Source organism: Neorhizobium sp. 2083 (genome assembly GCF_031455615.1).
Classification (GTDB): domain Bacteria; phylum Pseudomonadota; class Alphaproteobacteria; order Rhizobiales; family Rhizobiaceae; genus Neorhizobium.
Genome location: NZ_JAVDTC010000012.1, coordinates 1 through 23,175 on the forward strand (window position 1 = coordinate 1; position 23,175 = coordinate 23,175).

Consider the following 23,175-nt stretch of genomic DNA (forward strand, 5'->3'; position numbering starts at 1 on the left):
TGCTGACCTTCACCTTCACGGCAACCGCCCGCGACGGCGATGGCGACATCGTCAAGAACAACTTCCAGGTCAACGTCATCGACGATAGCCCGGTTATCGCCGGTCCTGCCGGTTCGGGCAATGTATCCGAAGTTGGTCTGCCTTCGGTTTCCGTCGACTTCGACAGTTTGAATGTGAAGATTGGGGCCGACAAGAACAACCATGTCGCTATCGGCACGGACGTTCATGGCGATCCGATAATCAATGCAGGCCTCACCTCGGATGGCGTGGCATTGAAGTATGCCATCCTGACGACAAACGGCGTCGATCAGCAGCTCGTTGCCTTCAAGGATGGCGATACGGTCGATAGTCCGGTCTTTATAGTGTCGGTGGTTCATGCCGGCAGCTTTATCGTCACTCTCCATCAGAATCTCGATCATCCCGCCGGCAGCGATAATCTCACGCTTGATCTCGTCGCCCGCGTTTATGACGGTGATGGCGATTTCGTCGATCAGCCGTTCCACATTGACGTGGCAGATGGTGTAGCGACCGTGGGTGCCGCGCCGGAGATGCAGACGGTGTTCGAAGACGGCACCCGGACGCTCAGCGCCGTGCCGCTCTCCATATCGTGGGGTAATGACGACGCCAATCCGAACATTGGAAACAATGATCGGTCGGTCACGTTCGCAAAGCCGGTTGCCGCCAACAACGTAACCGTTTCAGGTCCTGCGGGCGCCCTTCCCAACCTGACCTCGAATGGAAATCAGGTACAGTTCGCATTCGTTGGCGCCTATCTCGTGGCCTATATCGGCTCGACTGCTCCAGCGAGTGCGACCGACGCCAATCTTGTGGTTTTCAACGTATTGCTCTCGGATCTCGCTTCGGGCAGCTACACGTTCAACCTGCTGCAGCCGCTGGATCATCCGGCGCCCGTCGGTACAGCCGATTACATCGATCTTGCCTTCACCTATCATGCAACGGACTCGGATCACGACACGACCGCCGAGCAGACCTTCGTGGTTCGTGTCGATGCTGCGGGCTCGATCGACTCGATCAACTATTCCGACCTTTCCTCGAGCGTTTTCGTCAATCTCGACGACACCGCGCATACCGTTCTCGGCCAGAATGTTGCCGGTGACCGTGCAACCGACGGTGCTCTGGTCACCGACAAGGTTGTCGGCATCGACAATATGACCGGCATCAACGACGCGTTGGGTGGTTCTGCCGACGACGTTCTCATCGGCGGCGGCGAAGCCAACAAGCTCACCGGCAATGGCGGCAACGACTATCTTGATGGCGGCCTCGGCGCCGATATTCTCGATGGCGGCGAAGGCGCCGACACCTTCATTCTCGGCGCGGACGTGACCGGTTCCGGCAATCGCGAGATAAAACTCGGCGACGGCAGCGTGCTTGCGATCGACATCGATGGCCTGGCCGGCACCTCCGACAAAGTGATCGGCGGGGCTGGAAACGATACCATCATTCTCGAGCGGGATGGCAAGCCGGGCTTCGTGGCCGATTATAACACGGCTCCGGGTTATCTCTCCGGCGTGGAAAAGATCGTCGGCACCGATGGCAATGACGTCATCATCCTGGCTGCGGGCTCTACCGCGGACGGCGGCCCGATCACCATCGAAGGCGGCGAGGGCAATGATGTCCTCGGCGGCTCGAACTCGGCCGATATCCTCAACGGCGGCGACGGCGACGACCTGATTTCCGGTCTCGGTGGCAACGACACCCTGTCCGGCGGCAATGGCAATGACGTGATCTGGGGTGGCCTCGGCGCCGACACGATCCATGGCGGCGCAGGCAGCGATACCATCAATGTGACGGCCGACATGAGCTACGATCCGGGGACGCTTCTTAGCGTTCCGCTGGTCGGCCTGACAGCCGGCAACGTCGATATTTCCGGCAAGGCCGGTACGCTCGACTCGATCAACGGCGGTTTCGACCTCGGTGATACGATCTACCTCAAGGCTGGTACCGAAGGCTTCGTGCTCGATGGCTACCAGAACAACATCGAGGGCGTCGAACGGATCGTCGGCACCAACGGCGACGACGTGATCGTCATGAGGTCCGACTACGTCAGCGATGACCTCGTCGCGCACGGCGTGACCATCGAAGGCGGCCTCGGCAATGACACGATCGTCGGCGGTGCCGGCAATGATGTACTCTACGGCGGTCAGGGAATCGACACCCTTGCCGGCGGAGACGGCGCCGACATCATCATCGGCGGGGCGGACAACGACGCTCTTTGGGGCGGCAAGCACGCCGATAGCCTCTACGGCAACGGTACGAGCAACACGGATTCTGACCTTGATCCGACCGCTGGCGAGGCGGACAGTGCCAATTACGGCGCTGCATCGGACAAGTATCATGTGTACTTCGACACGACGGTACTCGGCGGCGGGCTTGGCATCTGGAGAGTAGAAGCGCTCTCCGGCGCACCGGAATACACGGGCAGCAACGTCAATGTCGATACCGACAACCTTTACGGCATCGAACTGATCAAGTTCTCGAACGGCGTCGTGCTCGATCTGACGGATCCGGTTCGCGTCTTCGACGGGGCAAACCTCGTCGGAACCTATGACACGATCCAGGCCGCGAACGATGCAGCTTCGACGCAGGATGGGTTCCGCATCGAGCTCGTCGGCACGATCGTCGGCGAGAGTGCGACGATCACCAAGGAGAACCTGACGGTCGTCGGCGGTGCCGACGATACCGGCATCACGCTGACGCTGAACGGCGTCCAGAACCTCACGCTTGGCGGCAATGCACCGATCAACGTTGTCGGCAACGGCCTCAACAACGCGGTCCAGGGCAATGACGGCGACAACGTCGTCACGTCGGGCAAGGGCGGCGATGCGCTGACCGGTGGTGCCGGCAACGACAAGTTCATCCTGAACGCCGATATCGACGACGCCACAAGCGAGGGTACCCGCACGGTAACGCTCGGCGACGGCTCGACGAGACAGGTCTCGCTGAGCCAGCTTTCGGGCGAGAGCGACTCTCTCTCGGGCGGCACGGGCATCGACCGGGCCGAGTTTGTGGCAGCGGCAGGCGCCAGGGGCTTTGTCTTCGACAGGGCGAACTATCCGGGCACTCTGTCGGGTGTGGAAGAGTTCATCGGCACGGACGGAGACGATGTCATCCTTCTGCCGAAGTCCTACACGTCCGGCGACGTTTCGGAACTGCTGATCGACGGCGGCAAGGGCAATGACGCCCTGCAGGGTTCGGACAACCAAGCAGACCACATCCTCGGTGGCGACGGCAACGACCTGATCTCCGGCCTCGGCGGCAATGACATCCTCGAGGGCGGCGCCGGCAGTGACGAAATCTGGGGCGGCGCGGGCAACGATCAGATCAATGGGGGTGCAGACAACGATACGCTGATCGGCGGCAAGGGTGACGACATCATCAATGGTGGCGATGGCAATGACACGATCCAGTGGTCCGTCGGCGACGGCTTGGATGTCATTGACGGCGGTACCGAACTCGCAGGCGGTCGTGACCTGCTGCGTGTCGTCGGTTCAGCTGCGAGCGAGCAGTATGCGATCTGGAGTGTCGCGGCTTATAACGCCGCTCACCCGGGTTCTCCATATGCCGGTTCGGCCGAAATTCTGCTGACCGTGAACGGAGCATTGGCCGCCGAGGTCAATGAGATTGAAGATATTGTCATCCAGGGCGGTGGTGGCGCTGATACTCTTGCCGTCAACGGCAGCTTTACGGGTACTTCGCTACTTACCTCGACCATCACTTACGAAGGCGGAGAGGGCGATGAAACGTTCGACGTCTCGGAACTGACCTCAGGCCACAGCGTCGTCGTCAAGGGTGCCGGTGGAACCGACGTGCTTGTCATCGGTGACGAGGCGGGCGAAAGCGTCTGGAAGGATGTAACGGTCACGCAGGATCCCGTGAGTGGTGAGTTTACGATCTCGCTGCCCAATGGCGGGCCTGTCCTCAAGGCGACCGGCGTCGAGAGTTTCCAGTTTGCCGATGGTACGGTCACTGCAGCCCAATTGATCGAGCAGGCACCAACGGATTTGACGACTTCGGGTCTTGCCGTTGCGGAGAATTCAGCCGCGGGCACGGTTGTCGGCACCGTTCAGGGCGTTGATTCAAACGGTTCAATCGATCCGTTGAGCTATGCCTTTATCCTCGCCGATAGCTCGACGTCGCTGACGTCGGCGGACGGCAGGTTCGTGATCAACGCCTCGACCGGCGAGATCACAGTCGCTGCGGGTGCAGTTCTCGACTACGAGACAACCCCGTCAATCGACGTCTCCGTTTTGGTAACAGACAGCAAGAACGGCAGTTATTCCGAAACCCTCAGCGTTCAGTTGACTAACGTCAACGAAGCGCCTGTTCTCGCCCACCCGATTGCTGACCAGAGCATTGCAGAGGAAGGAACGATTTCCTTCCAGGTTCCGGGAGACACGTTCTCGGATGTGGACTCGGCCCTGACCTACACAGCCACCTTCGGCGATGGTTCGGCACTGCCGGCATGGCTGCATTTCGACGCGGCGACCCGGACGTTCAGCGGCACGGCTCCGCTTGACTATAACGGCTTGATCGATGTGACGGTGACAGCATCGGACGGTTCGTTCACCGTATCCGACACGTTCCGCCTGACGGTGACACCGGTCAACGATGCTCCGGTCGTCACCGCAGCGAATGGCAGTGTTACCGAGGACGCTATGGGCCTTGTCACGAAGCAGCTCGTCACCAATGGCGGCTTCGAGACTGGCAACTTCTCCGGGTGGAGCTGGAATGCGACGAACTGGTCCGGCGTGAACACGGTGAATGTCCACAGCGGACAGTACGCCCTGCAGAGCGGTCCGGTTAATACTTTGGAAACCATGAGCCAGGCAATCGAGACGATTGCAGGCCAAAACTATACCCTGACGTTCTGGATGAGCGTGAGCAATAATACCAACAACGAATTCATCCTGAAGGTAGAGGACGTCACGCTTGCCCACTCCTTCAACCAAAGCTACGGTTACCAGCAGTTTACATATCAGTTCACCGCAACGGACAGTTCGACTCTGCTGCAGTTCAGCTTCCGCAACAACCCGAGCTGGGACTATGTTGATGATATCAGCGTAACTGGCCCCGCTGTAGGCCTGCCGGAGAGCCAGACGACCGGCGGTACGATCTCGTTCACCGATGTCGAGGTTGCCGACACGCATACGGCAAGCTTCGCGGCTCTCGCCGGCGGTGCGGGTTATATCGGTCAGTTCACCCTTGGCTCCGTGACAGAAGCGAACGGCAGTGGCTCCGTCTCCTGGAACTTCAGTGTCGACAACGACGATCTGCAGTTCCTGGCAGCCGGCGAGTCGATCGAACAGACCTATGTAGTGACGATCGATGACGGTGAAGGCGGAACGACAACGCAGAACGTCGTGGTTACCCTTAACGGCGTCAACGATGCACCGACTGCGATCGTGCTCGACGGCAACTCCGTAAATGAGAACCTGACGGGCGCTGTTATCGGCAACTTGGCGACGACAGATGTCGATCTTGGCGATACGCACAACTATACGGTCAGTGACAACCGTTTCGAGGTGCTGAACGGTCAACTTAAGCTCAAGGACGGAGTGTCGCTTGATTACGAGAGTGGAGCAACCGTCGGTGTGACGGTCACTTCGACCGACGGCAGTGGTGAGCACAAGAGCCAAGCCTTCACAATCAATGTGGGTGATGTCGACGACACTGCCCCGACCGCGACGATCTCGATGAGCGACAGCGCGCTGAAAGTCGGCGAAACGTCAACGGTTACGGTCACTTTCTCGGAGGCGGTGACAGGATTCACCAACAGTGACATCGCCGTGCAGAACGGTACTTTGGGCACGCTGACAACGTCAGATGGTGGCGTCACCTGGACAGGTACGTTCACGCCAACTGCCAATATCAGCGATACGACCAATGTCGTGACTTTGACGGCGGGTTCTTACTCCGATACGGCGGGCAATTTGGGCGCCGGTGCCGTGAGCGGGAACTACGCGATCGATACGGCTGCCCCAACCGCGACCATCTCGATGAACGACAGCGCGCTGAAAGTCGGCGAAACGTCGACGGTTACGGTCACTTTCTCGGAGGCGGTGACAGGATTCAATAACAATGACATCGCCGTGCAGAACGGTACTTTGGGCACGCTGACGACGTCGGACGGTGGCGTCACCTGGACAGGTACGTTCACGCCAACTGCCAATATCAGCGATACGACCAATGTCGTGACTTTGACGGCGGGCTCTTACTCCGATACGGCGGGCAATTTGGGCGGCGGTGCCGTGAGCGGGAACTACGCGATCGATACGGCTGCCCCGACCGCGACCATCTCGATGAGCGACAGCGCGCTGACGGTTGGCGAAACGTCGACGGTTACCGTCACCTTCTCGGAGGCGGTGACAGGGTTCAACAATGGCGATATCGCCGTGCAGAACGGTACTTTGGGCACGCTGACTACGTCAGACGGCGGTGTCACCTGGACCGGTACGTTCACGCCTACTGCCAATATCAGCGATACGATCAATGTCGTGACCCTGACGGCAGGCTCCTATTCCGATACGGCGGGCAATTTGGGCGGCGGCGCGGTGAGCGGGAATTATACGATCAATACCGTTGTGAATGCGACGCCATCCGATATCCGATTTACCGGCAACGCCAATCTGGCAGCAATTACGGAGGGTGGTTGGAATCCAGATACGCATATCAATAACAACTCCGCGCTGTTTACCCTTTCGACTGTTGATCCCGATGACACATCTGGGTTCAATTACAGTTTTAATGGTCAGGCTACTCAAGCGGTGTCCGTGGACGGAGATTCCGAATCTCTGTTGGTGAATTCCTCCTCAGGTTTGGTGACATCGAACAGCACGTTCAACTATGATAACGTGCAGACGATTACTATCCTCACGCCCAAATCTGTCGATCCGGATGGAGCGAGCAGAACGGAAACGGTCACGTTACGGTTGGGCACCAACAACAACGGGGACACGATCGACAGTACCGGCACTACACACGACCAGGTCATCTACGGTTTTGGGGGCAATGACTCGATAACCGGTGGTTCTGCCAATGACTGGATTGCGGGTGGTCGCGGCAGCGATACGATGACTGGTGGCGCGGGCAAGGATACGTTCGCTTTTGCGGCGGGCGACGCGACCGCGACGGTTTCTACCTTCTTAGGCGTTATAACTGGGGTTTCTGGTTACGACACCATTACCGACTTCAACTCGGCAAGTGACAAGATCGATTTGGCCGTTGCCCCCGTCGTCGCTACTAACACTAACGGCGTGAATGGCGACAACTCGGCTTCCACGTGGGATAGCGGCCTCCAAATAAGCTCGCATGCGATATCGAATGGGATCGTCAGTTTTGACGATACTGGAACCTATAGCTCGGCTGTGGTTCTGGATAGTAACGAGGAAGTCGCCGCTGCTTATCAATATCTGACGAGGAATGACATTGGGATTGGGGGGGCTACTGTCGGGTTCCATGCTACTCTCGCTGGTGTAGCCTATACGTTCATCTACCAGCAGGGAGGCGGCAACGAAGGCGAAAATGTAAGCCTTATCGCCGTCAAGGGAACGATCGCTAACCTGAATGACCTGTTCACAAGCGGCGCCGTCGACCCAATCATCCTCGATCTCGATCACAACGGCCTCACCTTCACCTCGGTGGAAGACGGTGTGAAGTTCGACATCAATGCTGACGGCAAACTCGATCAGGTGGCCTGGACCAAGACCGACGGCATCCTTGCCTTCGATGTCGACGGCAACGGCAAGATCGACAATGGTTCGGAAATCTTCACCCCGAACTTTGGCGGCGGCACGCATGCCGGCGGTGTGGCGGCGCTTTCGACGCTTGACGTCAATCATGACGGCAAGATCGATGCCTCCGACACCGGCTTCGACAAGCTGCTGGTCTGGCAGGATGCAAACGGCAACGGCATCAGCGACGCCGGCGAGCTGAAGGGCCTCCACGACTACGGCATCACCGGCATTTCGCTCGATGCCCACAGCGCGGAAGGTTATATCGACGGCCAGGCGCTGCTTGCCCAGGGCACGTTCAACTACGCTGACGGTTCGACGGGTTCCTTCGTGGAAGTCGGCTTCGACACGCTGTTCAGCGACGAGCCTGACCACGTCCTGGTCGGTACGGACGGTGATGATATCCTCACCGCCCTGCCGGGTCTGACGCAGATGACCGGCGGTGCCGGCGCGGATACGTTTGTGCTCGATCCTTCGGCCCTGCACGAACTCGACATGGCCGACGTCATCACCGACTACAAGTCGAGCGAAGGCGATGCGGTCGATGTCTCGAAGCTCCTCGATACCCTGCTTGGTCACCAGGCAACCGGTGAAGAGGCTGCCGCGAATGTCCGCACCACCATTGCCGGTAACGACACGACCGTCAGTGTTCAGGTCGCGACTGACAGCTGGAAGGATGTCGCCGTGCTCCAGAATCACACCGAAGCGGTCAAGATCCTTTTCGACGACGACAAGCACTCGGCAAACATCTCTCACGTCTAAGTGACGTTTGCTCAAAATCGAAACAACGGGAAAGGCGCGCGAGCGCCTTTTCTTGTTTCAGCAATTGCTGATCAATAAAATAAGCGTAAAATTCTGGCTGGTGATGTTCAAAAACACTTTCTACGGAAATGCCACCGGTATATGGACTTCGGCGTAGGATTTAAATCGGCGAGGGGCTTCCGATTGTTTAAGAGCAAAAGAATTTGGGCGACACTGTTGGCGACCGTAGCCTTGGGGGTTGTGTTTAACGCGCCTGCCAATGCGATGACGCTCGATGAAGCAGTAGCAAAGACCCTGAAAACCAACCCGCAAATCATGCAGGCGGTAGAAAATCGCGAAGCCGTGGAGTTCGAACTGCGGCAGGCGCGGGGTCTTTATCTTCCTTCGATAGATCTGCAGGCCGGAGTTGGTCGTCGACGACTGTCCAACAGCAGTACAGGTACACTTACCCGTGACTACGAAACCTATTCTCCGTCCGATGCAAGCCTGACAATTACTCAAACGTTGTTTGACGGCGGCAGTCGCCGTTCGCAGGTCGAGCAGCAGGCATCGCGCGTTGATGGCGCTTCCTTCCGTGTCGTCGAGCGATCCGAGTCCCTGGCCCTTCAGGTTACTCAAGATTATCTCGAGTATATCCTGCAGTCCAAGATCGTCGGTATTGCACAGCAGAACGTCGCCGCCCACAATCAGATTCTCGGCGATATCGGCGCAAGCATCCAGGGTGGTGCCTTGACCGATGCCGACCGCCTGCAGGGCCGTGAGCGACTGGAAGCCGCCCGGGCCCGGTTGCGCGAAGCCCAGGAAGAGCTGGAACTTACCAAGATCCGTTTCCTGAAGACGGTCGGTGAGCCGATCGGTCCGGTCAAGCAGCCGGTATCGCTCGCGAAATTCATTCCGAAGACGCTCAATGACGCGATCTTCATCGCCAAGAAAAACAGCCCGCAGATTCATGCGGCCGATGCCGATGTGGATGCGGCGGATGCCGGGGTTCGTGGTTCGCGCGCCAATTATCTTCCGAAGGTCGATCTTCAGGGCAGCGCCCGTGTCGGCAACGACATCGACGGCAACCAGGGTAATACCAACGACGTTCAGGTCGGTTTGACCGCCCGCTGGAACCTTTATCGCGGCGGTATCGATCAGGCGCGCGAGCAGGAGCAGATCCGTCGCGCCAGCGAACAGCGTTACGGTTTGGCGCAGGCCCATCGCGAGGTTGAAGAATCGATTCGCTCCGCATGGAACGAACGCAGTGGCCGCGGCGAACTGTCCGCGATCCTGGCGCGGCAGTCCTCAACGAACGGCAGCCTCGTCACCTCGTATCGCGAGCAGTTCAAGGTTAACCAGCGTTCGCTTCTCGACGTTCTGGATGCCCAGAATACTCGTTTCAACACCAGCATTCTTGCGGAAACCGCACGATTTGCTTCGCTTTTCGCCGAATACAAGATCTTGGCCGCATCAGGCAGTCTGCTTCAGTCGATGAAGCTCAAGCCCGTCGGCCAGGCTGAGGCGTATGCCCGGAAAGAGTTCACTGTCCCGGGTGGCGTCACGAATCCTGGCTATGTCGAAATTGACTCCCTTCAAAAGGCTGGCATGCCCATGGATCTCCTGGCGCCGATCCGACAGTAACGGATTGGCAAGGAAAAGATGCTCGACGTAAAGCTCGACCAAGACCGATTGCGACAAAAGCTCCTCTATAATCTGCCATGGCTCCTGCCCCTGTGGTGAGGATCGGCACGGCCTGTCCGAGCACCTCGGAAGACCAGCGTAGGCGAACCACCTCAGGCGCGAAGACGGACATACCGCCTCACTAGTCACCTCATGCGCGTGAGGCGCTTGGCTTCAAAGTGTTCTTCCACTCGCGGCTTCGACACTCGTCATCAATACTCAGGCCCCCTTGCAAACCATGAGAAAGCCATGTTCGGCGATGGATAGGTTTTACGCAGCAGCTGCCACGTATGATTCTTTTCGAGTCTCAGTTGGGCTGGAAATCGGCGACTTAGGGGAGCCGCCCGAGCCTGGCAGTGCCTTCAAATCAGCGCAGCATTCTCGAGCCTACGTGCGAAGCAATGTGTCTGAAGACAGGCCTCGCAAAATATGTGCGAAGTATCATTCGCCTCTTTTCCGGCCGCCATTCCTATAGTAGCTAGTTGCGCAAAGCACTGAAAACCACCCGCCGGTGCCGGCAAAGCGGTGAATACCAGTAATGCTCATTGCACATAAGATTGCTCTTGATCCGACAAATGTGCAGCGAACCTATTTTGCTCGTGCAGCGGGAACGGCGCGGTTCGTCTACAATTGGGCACTAGCTGAATGGAAGAGGCAGTACCTGATAGGTAAAGACGATCCGTCTTCACCTCTTCCAACGGAAATTTCGTTGCGTCGGCAGTTGAATGGGATGAAGCGCGAAACTTTCCCATGGATGTTTGATGTAACAAAATGCGCCACTCAGGAAGCAATCATCAATCTCGGCTTGGCCTTTCGCGCCTTCTTTGAAAAACGCGGGAAATATCCGCGATTTAAAACCAGGGGAAAGCGCGATAGTTTCTGTGCCGCAAACGAGGCGAATAAATTTCGCTGCGATGGTAGGCGGATTAAGCTTCCCGTCGTTGGTTGGGTGCGCATGCGTGAGGAGGTCCGTTTCAAGGGTAAACTGAAGCGCGTTACCGTGAGTCGTGAAGCCGACCGGTGGTTTGCCTCAATCATGGTCGATATTGAGGACGAGAAATCTGTTCAGCAGCCCCTTGACGCCGTGGGCGTCGATTTAAAAACGACGCCATTTGCGACTCTGAGCGACGGTACCGATGTGGCAGGGTCAAAAGATCATGTCGCTTTAATGAAGCGGCTGAAGCGCAACAGCCGAGCGTTATCGCGGAAACTGCGCGGCTCTAAGAAAGCCCAGAAGGCAAAGCGTCGCTTGGCCCGGCTGCAGATTCGGATCAGCAACATACGCCAGGATGTACTACACAAGACAACTTCGAAGCTGACGAAGAGTTATCGCCGGGTGGGTATTAGCCATTCGATTGTCCGCGCGATTGCGCGCAATCATCGTCTTTCGGGTTCCATAAGGGATTACTCTATCGTCGAGTTCCGGCGCCAACTGGATTACAAAGCGCGATATTACCGCACAACCATTGTTATTGCCGACGAGTTTTTTCCTTCAAGCGAGATGTGTTCTCGCTGCGGCTCAGTGAAAACTGAGCTGGCGCTGTCGCAGCGACTCTATCATTGCGACGATTGTGGATATGTTGCGAGGCACAATTTCAATGCCGCTCGCAACCTCGAACACATGGCCGCGAGCTTCGCGGTTTCAGTCTGTGGAGAGAAACGTTTTAACGCGAAGCATAAGCCTCGTGTGAAACGATCTCGATGAAACAGGAACCAGACGACGACGTAAGCGCATAGGTTTGACAATCTATTCCCAGCGTTGTGTAGGTTCTGGAGAGCGGTTAGAGAAAATATCGTTTGCGGTAAACGGGATACTCTATTTGTTTGGCGCAGTTAAATGCCTTTGGATTTGATACTCGTCGCACCGGATGGTTAGCGAAGCTCAGCCAGTGATTTTGAGGGCCGGCCGCGAGCTGAGAAGTTCCTCGGCGGAGATGGGCCTCCTTTGACTGGATGTCGTTTGGCTGTTGGTTTCCACGCGGAACTGAGCCTTATGCGCCTAACCGGCTCAGTTCTGCGTGGAAACCAACAGCGTTGTCGGATATCTGCTTTCGAAACTAAGATTTGAGGCCGCGCCCTTGCTGCTGGGGCTCGTACTCGGCGGGATGCTTGAGGACAATCTTCGCCGAGGACTCATTCTCAGCCAGGGCTCGATCGGAACCTTCATCGGCGAACCACTCACACTCCTAACCTTGAGCGTGATAGGGATCGCCCTTTGCTCGGCCTTACTGCCGGCGATCAGAAAGAATAGAGCCTATCTGGGCGAAAACGAGTAACTCGTGAATTACCGTACCGCGCAGTTCCTAGGTCGACTGCGTCGATCTCTGGGTTGCGGCCCGATATGAGGTCCGCAACGATGCGGGCGGATCCCGAGCTCATCGTAGAAGCAGTGCCCGATGAGTCTTGGTCCCATCCGTTCATGTCTGAATCGGACTGGAGAGGTGGGGCGAACGAGTAGTTTGCGCTAGCAGAAATGATCAAAACGTGTGACTCGGAGTTCCGAGAACTTCTAAGGAATTTCAAGAGCATAGAACTTGGTACAATCAGAGCACTGGTTCGAATCCCTTCAAGACCTGCAAAGCTCTGCTCGGCTGCTCACCATTGGCGCACATCATGCATAAGGCGTCGCTCGTTTGCGAGCCCGCGTGACAATTGAATTACCTTCATCAAATCGCGGTTTTCGACATTGGTATAACCTTCCAGAATACATCCGCAAATTTAGCGACTTTGACAGTTATATCGAAACATGGCCGTATTCGCCTACAAAAAAGGAGGTGAACATGAAACTGAAGAATAAAACGAAGTATGCGGCTGTCTTTGCGATATCGCTGACCACTCTTGCGCTCGCGCCTCAGCTTGCGGCAGCAGAGACGCTCAAGGTCGGCATCAATGCGCCGGATATTTCAACCCTCGACCCGACGCGGGCGACCGCAACTGCGGATGTAACGCTCGTGTCGTGGATGTTTAACGGGCTTGTGCGTTTTCCGCCGGGAAGTGGCGACCCGGCCAAGATAGAGCCTGATCTGGCTGAAAGCTGGACCTCGTCGACCGATGGGCTGGTATGGACTTTCAAGCTTCGTCCGAATGTCAAATTCCATGGGGACTACGGCACTCTAAGCTCGGAGGACGTGGTTTTTTCCCTGATGCGTGCCAAGGACCCGAAAACGTCGTCGTTTTCGAGCGATTTCGCCGGCGTAAAATCGATCGATGCTGTTGATCCGATGACGGTCAGAATTACGCTGAGCGAGCCGGTGCCGGGTTTTCTCGGTCTCATCGCCAATTATCATGGCGGCAATATCATCAGCAAAAAGGCGTTTGAAAAGCTCGGCGCGGATTTCAAGAGCCGGCCGATCGGGACCGGGCCTTTCATGTTCGAAAGCGCGATCACGCAGCAGGCCGTCAACCTGAAGGCTTTTCCCGGATATTTCAGGGGCGCGCCGAAGCTCGACGGTATCAGGTTTGACCTCATCCCGACAGACTCCAGCCGCGAGCTGGCGTTCCGCTCCGGCGAGCTCGATCTCATTTACGGCAAGCGCGAACAACGCTGGGTCGACCAGGCTAAAGCATGGGATGGTGCGGTCGTCGATATTTTCGCACCCGGTGAATATCGCACGGTATTCCTCAACAAGTCTCGTCCGCCTCTGGACAATGTGAAGGTCCGCCAGGCCGTCGCGCAAGCCATCAATGTCGACCAGATCGTGCAGTTCGTCGGCGCCGGCGTTGGCCCGAAAGGGTGTTCGGTCGTTCCCTCCGGCTATCTGGGAGAGGATTGCAGCTGGACCTATAGATACGATCCCGCCGCTTCGAAGAAGCTGCTTGCGGAGGCCGGGTTCCCCAAGGGCGTGCAGCTTTCGGCCGTCGTGTCCTCGAATTCGTCCCAGCTGCCGATCATGGAAGTCATCCAGGCCCAACTGGCCGAGGCGGGAATCGATCTGCAGATGAAGGTGGTCGATCATCCGACATACCAGGAACAGATCCGCAAGGATCTGGGCGATGTCGTGTTTTATGGCGCTGCGCGATATCCGGTAGCGGATAGTTATCTCAGTCAGTTCTACCATTCGGATGCCGCGATCGGAAAACCGACCGCCGTCACGAACTTCGGCCATTGCGATGCGGCCGATGCCGAAATCACCGCGGCGCGGCGGGCAACCTCGGATGACGAGCGGCTGAAGCAGTGGTCGGCGGCCCAGAAGAAGATCTTCGAACAGGTATGCGGGGTCCCGCTTTTCAGCCTGATGCAGGTCTGGGTACACAGCAAGGCGCTCGATTACGGCTATGAATTGAAGGGCTCGCTTAATCTCGCTCCGCCGATCACCGAAAAGACGACGCTGAAACGCTGAACGATCAAACTCCTCTGTCTGGCCTCGGCCTGGGCGTCCGCATCCGTGCGGATGGCACAGTCCGAGGCCTTTTTGTCATGGAGCGATCGTCGTGCTCAGTGCAGCGGAATGTGCGGCGGCCACGAAATCCGCGACGAGGCTGCTGTTGCGGGCGCGAACCGGCCGGACGATCTCGTATTCGAACGCGATTTCGGGAATGAAGCGACGGATGGCCACGCGGTCGGCGACGATTTCCATGGAAAGGGGATCGCCGATTGTCACACCGAGCCCGGCGGCTACAAATTCGGCGACATTCGGTGCTGTCGTCGCTTCAATAACGATCCTGGGCCTCAGCCCATAAGCGTCAAACGCTGCATCCACCTTCCTGCGCATCATGCTTGTCGGTCCGAAGGCGATGAATGGTTCGTCTGCAAAGTCGGGTGGGGTCAATTCCTTTTTCTCGCAAAGGCGGTGCCCTTTCGGGAGTATCGCCACCGCCGGCGGGCTCTTGAGAGCTTCACCGACCACCGACGGATGTTCCAGCCCGCTGATGACCATCACCACGTCGAGCCGGCGAAGGAGGACAGCCTCGGTCAGAAACTGTGAACTCCTCGCTTCGACCGACACGAAGACATCTGGGTGGCGGGCTCGAAACAATTTGAGGACCCTGGTTATGAACGGCCCTGACAGCGCCGGCATCGTTCCTATGACCAGCTGTCCGTGTTCTTCGCGGCGGATGGCCTCCACTGCGCGCGCAAGCTGATGAACTCCACCGAAGATGCGTTCAACCTCTTCGTAGAGCCGCATTCCGCGGCCTGTCGGCACCAGCCGGCCGCTGTCGCGTTCGAAAAGTTGTAGTCCGGTATCTGCCTCCAGATCCTGGATCAATTTACTCGCGGCCGGTTGCGAGATGCGCAGTATTTCTGATGCCCTGCTCACCGTACCGGCCTCGACCACGGCCATCAGCGCCTCTAGTTGCCTCAAGCTGGGATTTCTCATTGGTATAACCCTCCCGAATACCATGGCAAAATAAGCGACTTTGACTTTCTACCTCTCGGCGCTGATTGTGACAAGAAAGAAGGGGAGAAACGACTTGGACGCAGACGTCATCATCATCGGCGCGGGCGTGGTCGGCGCGGCACTGGCATATGGAATGGCGCTGAAAGGCAAGCGCGTCATCGTTCTGGACGGAGCGGATCGCGACCCGCGTGCTGCCCGCGCAAATTTCGGCCTGGTCTGGGTTCAGGGCAAGGGGTCCGACGCGCCTGCCTATAGTGCGTTGACCCGGCAGAGCTCGGATCTCTGGCCCGGGTTCAGGGATGGACTTTCGAAGATTGCCGCGGATCGTATCGATTATGAACGGCCCGGAGGGCTGGTCTACTGTCTGAGCGAAACGGAGTATGCGAACCGGACCGCCATCAATGAACGAACCCATAATCAAGGGGCGCAGGCCGACACGGAAATGATCGAGCGCGGTGCGCTGGAGCGCATGCTGCCTGCGGTAGGCCTGGGGCCGGATGTCGTTGGTGCCAGCTACTGCAAGCTCGATGGCCATGTGAACCCGTTGCAGCTTCTGGCGGCTTTGCACCGCGCGGTCCTGGTTCTCGGCGGGACGATCGAATTTCGTAGTCCGGTCAAAGCGATCTCACCAGTCTCCGTCGGGTTCCGCGTGATCGTACCGCATGGCGAGTGGCAGGCGCCACGCGTCGTCGTTGCCGCGGGGCTTGCAACGCCAGCGCTGACCGAGCCGCTTGGATTGGCCATGCCGATGAAATCGGAGCGGGGGCAGATCCTTGTCACGGAGCGCATCGCGCCCATCCTGCCTTTTCCCGGTAGCGGCTTGAGACAGAGTGCCGACGGCACGGTGATGATCGGCGCCACGAACGAGAAGATTGCCGATACGAGCGTTACGGCGGTGTCGGCAACCAAACTGGCGCAAAGGGCGACGCGGATCATCCCGGCGCTCGGGTCGGCCCGGCTTGTCAGGCAGTGGGCGGGTCTTCGTGTCCTTCCGCTCGACAAGACGCCGATCTATGCGGAATCGACAGACTATCCGGGGCTCTTCGCGGCAGCCTGCCATTCGGGTGTGACGCTTGCTGCGGTCCATGCCGCGGTCATCGCGCCGGCCATGGCCGGCGGTCATCTGCCCGACGATCTCGCAGCTTTTTCCAATGGAAGATTCAATGTTCAAAAGTGTGCATGAAAAGCCTGGACAGGCTTCGGACATGACCGTCCTCGTCAATGGCGTCGAAATCGGCGCCTGGAATGGCGAGACGGTGGCGAGCGTATTGTTGCGTGCTCCTAGAGCCGGACGAGGATCGACAGTCAGCCGAACACCCCGGTTACCCTATTGTCAGATGGGTGTCTGTTTCGAATGTCTGGTGATCGTCGATGGCAACGCCTCGATGCAGGGCTGTCTCGTTCCGGTCGCGCCGGGCATGAGGATCGAAAGCCAGCACGGGCCGCGGGAGATCTCGAAATGAAATACGATGTGGTGGTAATTGGTGCCGGGCCTGCCGGCATGTCGGCTGCAATCCGGCTCCGGAAAAACGGTTCCTCCGTTGCGGTGATCGACGAACAGCCCGCACCGGGCGGCCAGATCTGGCGCGGCGTTGAGCGCAATTCCGGGCCGGTAGCCGAGGCTTTGGGTACCGATTATCGCAAGGGAGCCGCGCTGGTGCAGACCTTTCGTGCCTGCGGCGCCGATTATATGCCCGAGACCCAGGTCTGGCAGATCGAAGAAGGCTGGAACCTGTTCCTGACTTCAGGAGGAAGGGCGCGCCGCATCGGCGCGCGCGTCGTTCTGCTCGCGAATGGCGCACAGGAAAGGCCGGTACCTTTCCCGGGCTGGACGCTTCCCGGCGTGATGACGGTCGGAGCGGCGCAAATCCTGCTCAAGTCCGGAGGGATGCTGCCGCAAGGCGACGTTTGGATTGCAGGCGCAGGGCCGCTGCCGCTGCTTTATGCGACCCAGCTCCTCGGTCTCGAAGGACGTATTGCGGGTTTCCTCGATACGTCGCGCAAGCCAGGTATTGCGGCTTTGACCAAGCTTTCCGGTGCGTGGCGCGACATCCCCGGCTTGTTGAAGGGAGCCCGCTGGCTTCGCGATTTGCGCAAGAGCGGCAAGATGGTGCGCGGTTTCCATGACCTCCACGCTGTGGGCGATGGGCGGCTGCAATATCTGGAATGGCAGTCGGCGGGCGAGCGACGCAAGGTAAAGGTCGACGTTCTCCTCGTACATGAGGGTGTCGTGCCGCGCATCCATGAGACCATGGCGCTCGGATGCGCCCATGAATGGAATGAGCTGCAGAACTATTTCACTCCGCGTCTCGACGGATGGGGCGAAACCAGCAAGGCTGGACTGTTCGTTGCAGGCGACGCCGGCGGCATTGGTGGTTGGCTGGCGGCGACGTTGTCGGGCGAAATCGGGGGACTTGGGATCGCCAAGCATCTCGATGCATCCTTCGATGCGGAAGGTGAGCGGCATAAAGCCGGTCTGGACAAGCGCCTTGCTAGCGCGCGTGCGCTGCGCCCGTTTCTCGATGCGCTCTATCCGCCGCCAACGGCCAGCATTGCAGACGAGGTGATTGTCTGTCGCTGCGAAGAGGTAACCGCTGCGCAGATCCGATCCGTCGCGAAGGTCAGTGCGCCGGATCCCAATGCGGTGAAGGCTGCGACCCGTTGCGGAATGGGACCTTGCCAGGGCCGGCAATGCGGATATTCGGTTCAGGCGCTGGTCGCGGAGACGCACGGCATCCCGCCTCGCGACGTCAGCTTCTTCAACATTCGCCCACCGCTCAAGCCTGTGACGCTCGGCGAGATCGCGGCGCTCGGTGATCTGGAAGACGTATCATGAATGCGGATCTTCTGGTCATCGGCGGAGGGCTGCACGGTCTGTCGGCGGCCCTGCAGTCGGCGCGGCGCGGCGTGTCGGTCATTCTTGTGGAGAGGCATTTTCTCGGCCGGCATGCTTCCGGCGCCACTGCCGCGGGGGTCCGCACGCTCGGGCGGGATTCGGCTGAACTGCCGCTCAGCCTCGAGGCTGCCAAGACCTGGCACGAGATGAACGCACTGGTGGGCGACGACTGCGGTTTCATCGCCTGCGGGCAGTTGCAGGTCGCGGAGGACGAAGTTGCGCTGGCCAAGATCCAGGCCCGCGTTCGTGGCCTGGAAGCCAAGGGCTTTACGCACGAGAAGGTCATCGGCGGCGATGAGATGCGGGAACTCGTACCCGATCTTTCACCTCACTGTCTTGGTGGCGCCTGGGTTGCCGGCGATGGTTCCGCCGACCCGCACCGCACGATCATCGCCTTCCGCGATGCGGCGCTGCGCGCGGGCGTGAAGATCGTCGAACAATGCCTGCTCACCGGCTTGCAACGGCGTTCCGGTCGATGGATCGCCGAGACATCAGCCGGCGTCATCGAGGCGGGGACCGTCGTCAATGCCGGCGGGGCCTGGGCAGACCGGGTCGCAGAACTCGCCGGGGAACCTGTCCGCCAATCCATTCGCACCTCGATGATGGTGGTGACGGAGCGCACGCAGGCACGCGTCAAGCCGGTCGTCAGTTCGCTCGGGAGAAAGCTCTCCTTCAAGCAGACCGCTCAAGGGACGATGGTGATCGGCGGTGGATCGCAGGGACGGCTTGCCAGCGACCGGCAATCGGCGAGCGTCGATTTTGTGGCGCTGGCAGCATCGGTCGGCGCCGCTGTCCGTCTGTTTCCGGCGCTGAAGGGCTTGCGCATTGTTCGGACCTGGGCTGGCATGGAGGCCATGACGGAAGACCACCTCCCGGTCATCGGGTTCTCGTGCAAGGCGACCGGCCTTATTCATGCTTTTGGATTTTCCGGCCATGGTTTCCAGCTTGTACCCTCGGTTGGCAGGGTGGTTGCCGATCTCGTCTGCGAAGGCCGGACCAATCTCGACCTCGGTGCCTTTGACGTCGAACGCCTTGCCAAGGAAAGGGCAGTTGCATGATCGGCTATGTGATACGGAGACTTCTATTGGCCATTCCAACATTGCTTGCAATGCTGACCATGGTCTTCATTCTGGTCCGGCTCGTTCCGGGCGATGCCGCCGTCGCCATGCTGGGCGATCGGGCAAGCGCGCAGACACTGCAGAACCTTCGGGCGCAACTCGGTCTCGATCAGCCCATTCCGGTTCAGTATGTGCGCTTTGTCACCGACATGCTCAGCGGTGATTTCGGTCGCTCGATGACGAGTGGGCGCACGGTTCTGGAAGAGGTGGCGCTGGTCCTCCCCTATACGCTGGAACTGGCGCTGGCTGCGATGTTGATCGGGACACTCCTCGGCATTCCGCTCGGCGTCGTTGCTGCTGTCAGGCGCAATCGCTGGCCGGACTATGTCAGCCGGATCCTGTCTCTCGTCGGCCTGTCCTTCCCGGGCTTCGTCTCCGGCATATTGATGCTCCTCGCCTTCGCGGTGTGGTTGCAATGGCTTCCGGTCATGAGCAGGGCCTCCACCGATCCGCTTAGCCATCTGCGCAGCCTTGCTCTTCCGGCCCTCAATCTCGGGCTGATCATGACGGCCTACATCGCGCGGGTGACCCGTTCGTCGATGCTGGATGTGATGGGTGAGGATTACATCCGAACCGCGCGAGCCAAGGGGGTGCGGCCGAGCAAGCTCATCATGCGACATGCTCTCGGCAATGCCCTGATCCCCATCGTGACCGTGGTCGGACTGTATTTCGGCACGTTGATCGGCAATTCCGTGCTGACCGAGATCGTCTTCACGCGGCCCGGCCTCGGTAAGCTGATTCTCGGCGCCCTCCAGTCGCGCGACTACACCCTTCTCCAGGGTTTGATGGTGGTCTTCGCAACATTCGTGATCCTCGTGAATACCGCAACCGACCTGATCTACGCTCTCGTCGATCCCAGAGTGAGTTATGCGCAATGACCGACTTTGCCATTTCCCAAAGCATGCCGGCCAGGCAATCCAGCCCTGTCTTGAGGGCTCTCCGCCGCAATCGTTTCGCCTGGATCGGTATCGGCTTGCTTGCCTTGATCGTTCTGGTGGCGATCTTTGCCCCGGTCATCGCACCCTATGACCCGCTCAAGCAGAACATCCTTCATCGCCTGAGCCCGCCTTCAGCGGATTTCTGGTTCGGCACCGACAGCTACGGCCGCGACGTTCTCTCGCGTCTGCTCTATGGCGCGCGGATCTCGCTCTCCATTGGCTTTCTGTCCGTGCTGATTGCAATGGTTGTCGGATCGGCGCTCGGAATCCTGGCCGGCTATATCGGCGGCGTTTTCGATCAGATCCTGATGGGCATCGTCGACGTGATGCTTTCCTTCCCGACGCTCCTGCTGGGGCTCATGGTCGCTGCGATGCTGGGTGCGAGTTTCGAAAACCTCATCATCGCCATCGCGATTACCGAGACGGCACCGTTCGCACGTGTCGCCCGGGCACCGACAATCGCCATGAAACGCCGTGATTTTGTCGAGGCCGGCAGGTCACTGGGTTATACGCCCCTGCACATTATGCGGGTGCATATTCTCCCCAATATCCTGTCGGACATCGTTGTCGTGGCGTCTCTCTGGATGGCATCGGCGATCCGTACCGAAGCATCGCTGGCCTTTATCGGTCTCGGTGTCCTTCCGCCGACGGCGACCTGGGGCGGGATGATCCGTGAGGGGTTCGACAATATCCTGAGCGCATGGTGGCTGGTTGTCTTCCCGTCGCTCGCCATTCTTCTGACGGTGCTTGCACTGAACATTCTTGGTGATGCGCTCCGCGATGCGATCGATCCCAAAACAAGGAGCCAGGGATGAACCTGATCAGCGAAAGCCCGATGTATTATTCTGGTCAGGAAACAGGGTTCACCGCACCGGCTCGCGAACCGGTCCTGTCGGTTCGCAACCTCAATACGTCCTTCAGGACCGGCGACGGATGGAAGAACGTGGTCCGCAACATCTCGTTCGATATCGCCGCGCGGGAGACGGTTGCGATCGTCGGCGAGTCCGGCTCCGGCAAGAGCGTGACCTCGCTTTCGATCATGCGACTGCTGGCGGGGGAATCGAGCCGGATCGAAGGGCAGGTCATGCTCAATGGCCGCGACCTGCTTTCGTTGCGGGAAGAGGAAATGCGCCGCGTTCGCGGCAACGACATCTCGATGATCTTCCAGGAGCCGATGACCTCGCTGAACCCGATCTTTTCGGTCGGAAAGCAGATCGCCGAGGCGCTCATCGTCCACACGGACATTACTGAGGCCGCGGCAAAGGCGCAAGCCATCCGCCTGCTCGAAAAGGTCCGCATTCCGAATGCCGCGAGCCGTTTCGACGAATATCCGCACCAGTTCTCCGGGGGCATGCGCCAGCGCGTCATGATCGCCATGGCTTTAGCTTCCAGGCCCAAGGTGCTGATCGCCGACGAGCCGACCACCGCGCTCGACGTGACGATCCAGGGCCAGATCCTCGATCTGATAAAGACGCTTCAGGACGAGGAAGGCATGGCGGTGCTCTTCATCACGCACGATATGGGCGTGGTGGCCGAGGTCGCCGATCGTACCATCGTGATGTATCGCGGCGATGCGGTCGAGGCCGGCAAGACCGAGGACATCTTCCATCGTGGTCAACATCCCTATACCCGCGCGCTGCTGTCGGCGGTACCGAAGCTGGGCTCGATGGGTGGACGCGACCTGCCGCTTCGGTTTCCCACCGTTGACATGACGACGGGGCAGCAGGTTCCCTTGGCAGAGGTATCGGATACGGTCGCACGCACGAAGAGGCCGATCCTCGAAGTCAAGGATCTGACGACCCGCTTTCACATCCGGTCCGGCGCGTTCGGCCGAAAGACAGGGGCGGTGCATGCGGTCGAGAATGTTTCGTTCGAACTCTTCGAAGGCGAGACGCTGTCGATCGTCGGGGAATCAGGCTGCGGCAAATCGACGACCGGGCGCTCGGTCACGCGGCTCATCACGCCGACCGGCGGCAAGGTCACGGTCGACGGCCAGGACGTCATGAAACTTAGCCAGTCGGCGCTTCGCGCGATGCGCCGGTCCATCCAGATGATTTTCCAGGATCCTTATGCGTCGCTCAACCCGCGCATGGGCGTCGGCGCCGCAATCATGGAGCCCTTTCTCCAGCACCGTCTCGGAACGAAGAGCGAGGCCCGTGACAAGGCTGCGATGCTTCTGGAAAAAGTGGGCCTATCAGCCGATATGATGGCACGCTTCCCGCATGAGTTTTCAGGTGGCCAGCGCCAGCGTATCGCCATTGCCCGCGCCCTGATGCTTGACCCGAAGGTGATCGTCGCGGACGAAGCGGTGTCCGCGCTCGATGTCTCGATCAAGGCGCAAGTCTGCAATCTGCTTCTGGATCTGCAGCAGAGTCTCAATCTCGCCTTCCTGTTCATCAGCCACGACATGGCGGTTGTTGAACGGGTCAGCCACCGCGTTGCTGTCATGTATCTCGGGGAGATCGTCGAAATCGGTCCGCGCGCGGCGGTATTCGACAACCCCCAGCACGGCTACACCAAAAAACTGATGGCGGCCGTCCCCGTCCCTGATCCGGCAAGGCGCAGGATCAAACGCAACATGGTCGTCGATGAACTGAAGAGCCCTGTCCGGCCCGTCGGATACCAGCCGGCGGTGCGGCAGTATCGAGAAGCCTCGCCCGGTCATCTCTATCGGGTCGATTGAAGTCTCTGGACACACGACGGTCCGGT

General features: G+C 59.0%; 13 protein-coding genes. 11 read left to right on the plus strand and 2 right to left on the minus strand.

Annotation, left to right across the window (positions count from 1 at the left end):
• The coding region (locus J2X76_RS29545; protein WP_310221191.1) for a hypothetical protein at positions 1 to 203 on the minus strand (203 nt) is incomplete at its 3' end.
• On the opposite strand from J2X76_RS29545, the gene J2X76_RS29550 reads away from it, so the two are divergent.
• The 4 genes from J2X76_RS29550 to J2X76_RS29565 all read left to right on the plus strand — a co-directional run bounded on the left by J2X76_RS29550 (position 174) and on the right by J2X76_RS29565 (position 14,515).
• Positions 174 to 8,513 (plus strand): Ig-like domain-containing protein, encoded by an 8,340-nt coding sequence (locus tag J2X76_RS29550; RefSeq protein WP_310221192.1) that lies wholly within the window; start codon positions 174 to 176, stop codon positions 8,511 to 8,513. The two genes, J2X76_RS29545 and J2X76_RS29550, sit on opposite strands and share 30 nt — an antisense overlap.
• Positions 8,514 to 8,777: 264 nt before the next feature.
• Positions 8,778 to 10,136, plus strand: a complete 1,359-nt coding sequence (locus tag J2X76_RS29555; protein WP_310221353.1) for a TolC family outer membrane protein — start codon at positions 8,778 to 8,780, stop codon at positions 10,134 to 10,136.
• Between the two features lie 577 nt (positions 10,137 to 10,713).
• Positions 10,714 to 11,880: a transposase gene (locus J2X76_RS29560; RefSeq protein ID WP_310221193.1), complete on the plus strand. Its 1,167-nt coding sequence runs from the start codon at positions 10,714 to 10,716 to the stop codon at positions 11,878 to 11,880.
• Positions 11,881 to 12,955: 1,075 nt separating this feature from the next.
• Entirely contained in the window at positions 12,956 to 14,515 is a 1,560-nt protein-coding gene (locus J2X76_RS29565) for an ABC transporter substrate-binding protein (RefSeq protein WP_310221195.1), read from the plus strand.
• Between the two features lie 75 nt (positions 14,516 to 14,590).
• Here the strand turns inward: J2X76_RS29565 and J2X76_RS29570 are convergent, their stop codons facing one another.
• Entirely contained in the window at positions 14,591 to 15,517 is a 927-nt protein-coding gene (locus J2X76_RS29570; RefSeq protein ID WP_310221196.1) for a LysR substrate-binding domain-containing protein, read from the minus strand.
• Between the two features lie 70 nt (positions 15,518 to 15,587).
• Between J2X76_RS29570 and J2X76_RS29575 the strand changes: the two genes are divergently transcribed.
• Genes J2X76_RS29575 through J2X76_RS29605 form a run of 7 tightly spaced genes read left to right on the plus strand, consistent with a single transcriptional unit; the run spans position 15,588 to position 23,149 of the window.
• Positions 15,588 to 16,697: an FAD-dependent oxidoreductase gene (locus tag J2X76_RS29575; RefSeq protein WP_310221198.1), complete on the plus strand. Its 1,110-nt coding sequence runs from the start codon at positions 15,588 to 15,590 to the stop codon at positions 16,695 to 16,697.
• Positions 16,678 to 16,977: a (2Fe-2S)-binding protein gene (locus tag J2X76_RS29580; protein WP_310221200.1), complete on the plus strand. Its 300-nt coding sequence runs from the start codon at positions 16,678 to 16,680 to the stop codon at positions 16,975 to 16,977. Before J2X76_RS29575 ends, J2X76_RS29580 begins: the two co-directional genes overlap by 20 nt.
• Complete coding sequence (locus J2X76_RS29585; RefSeq protein WP_310221202.1) at positions 16,974 to 18,350, plus strand: NAD(P)/FAD-dependent oxidoreductase; 1,377 nt, start codon at positions 16,974 to 16,976, stop codon at positions 18,348 to 18,350. Before J2X76_RS29580 ends, J2X76_RS29585 begins: the two co-directional genes overlap by 4 nt.
• Complete coding sequence (locus J2X76_RS29590; protein WP_310221204.1) at positions 18,347 to 19,468, plus strand: FAD-dependent oxidoreductase; 1,122 nt, start codon at positions 18,347 to 18,349, stop codon at positions 19,466 to 19,468. Before J2X76_RS29585 ends, J2X76_RS29590 begins: the two co-directional genes overlap by 4 nt.
• Complete coding sequence (locus J2X76_RS29595; protein WP_310221206.1) at positions 19,465 to 20,406, plus strand: ABC transporter permease; 942 nt, start codon at positions 19,465 to 19,467, stop codon at positions 20,404 to 20,406. The genes J2X76_RS29590 and J2X76_RS29595 overlap by 4 nt, the downstream gene beginning before the upstream one ends.
• Positions 20,403 to 21,281 (plus strand): ABC transporter permease, encoded by an 879-nt coding sequence (locus J2X76_RS29600; protein WP_310221208.1) that lies wholly within the window; start codon positions 20,403 to 20,405, stop codon positions 21,279 to 21,281. Before J2X76_RS29595 ends, J2X76_RS29600 begins: the two co-directional genes overlap by 4 nt.
• Before the next feature lie 20 nt (positions 21,282 to 21,301).
• Positions 21,302 to 23,149, plus strand: a complete 1,848-nt coding sequence (locus J2X76_RS29605) for an ABC transporter ATP-binding protein (RefSeq protein WP_310221356.1) — start codon at positions 21,302 to 21,304, stop codon at positions 23,147 to 23,149.
• The last annotated feature ends 26 nt before the right edge of the window (positions 23,150 to 23,175 follow it).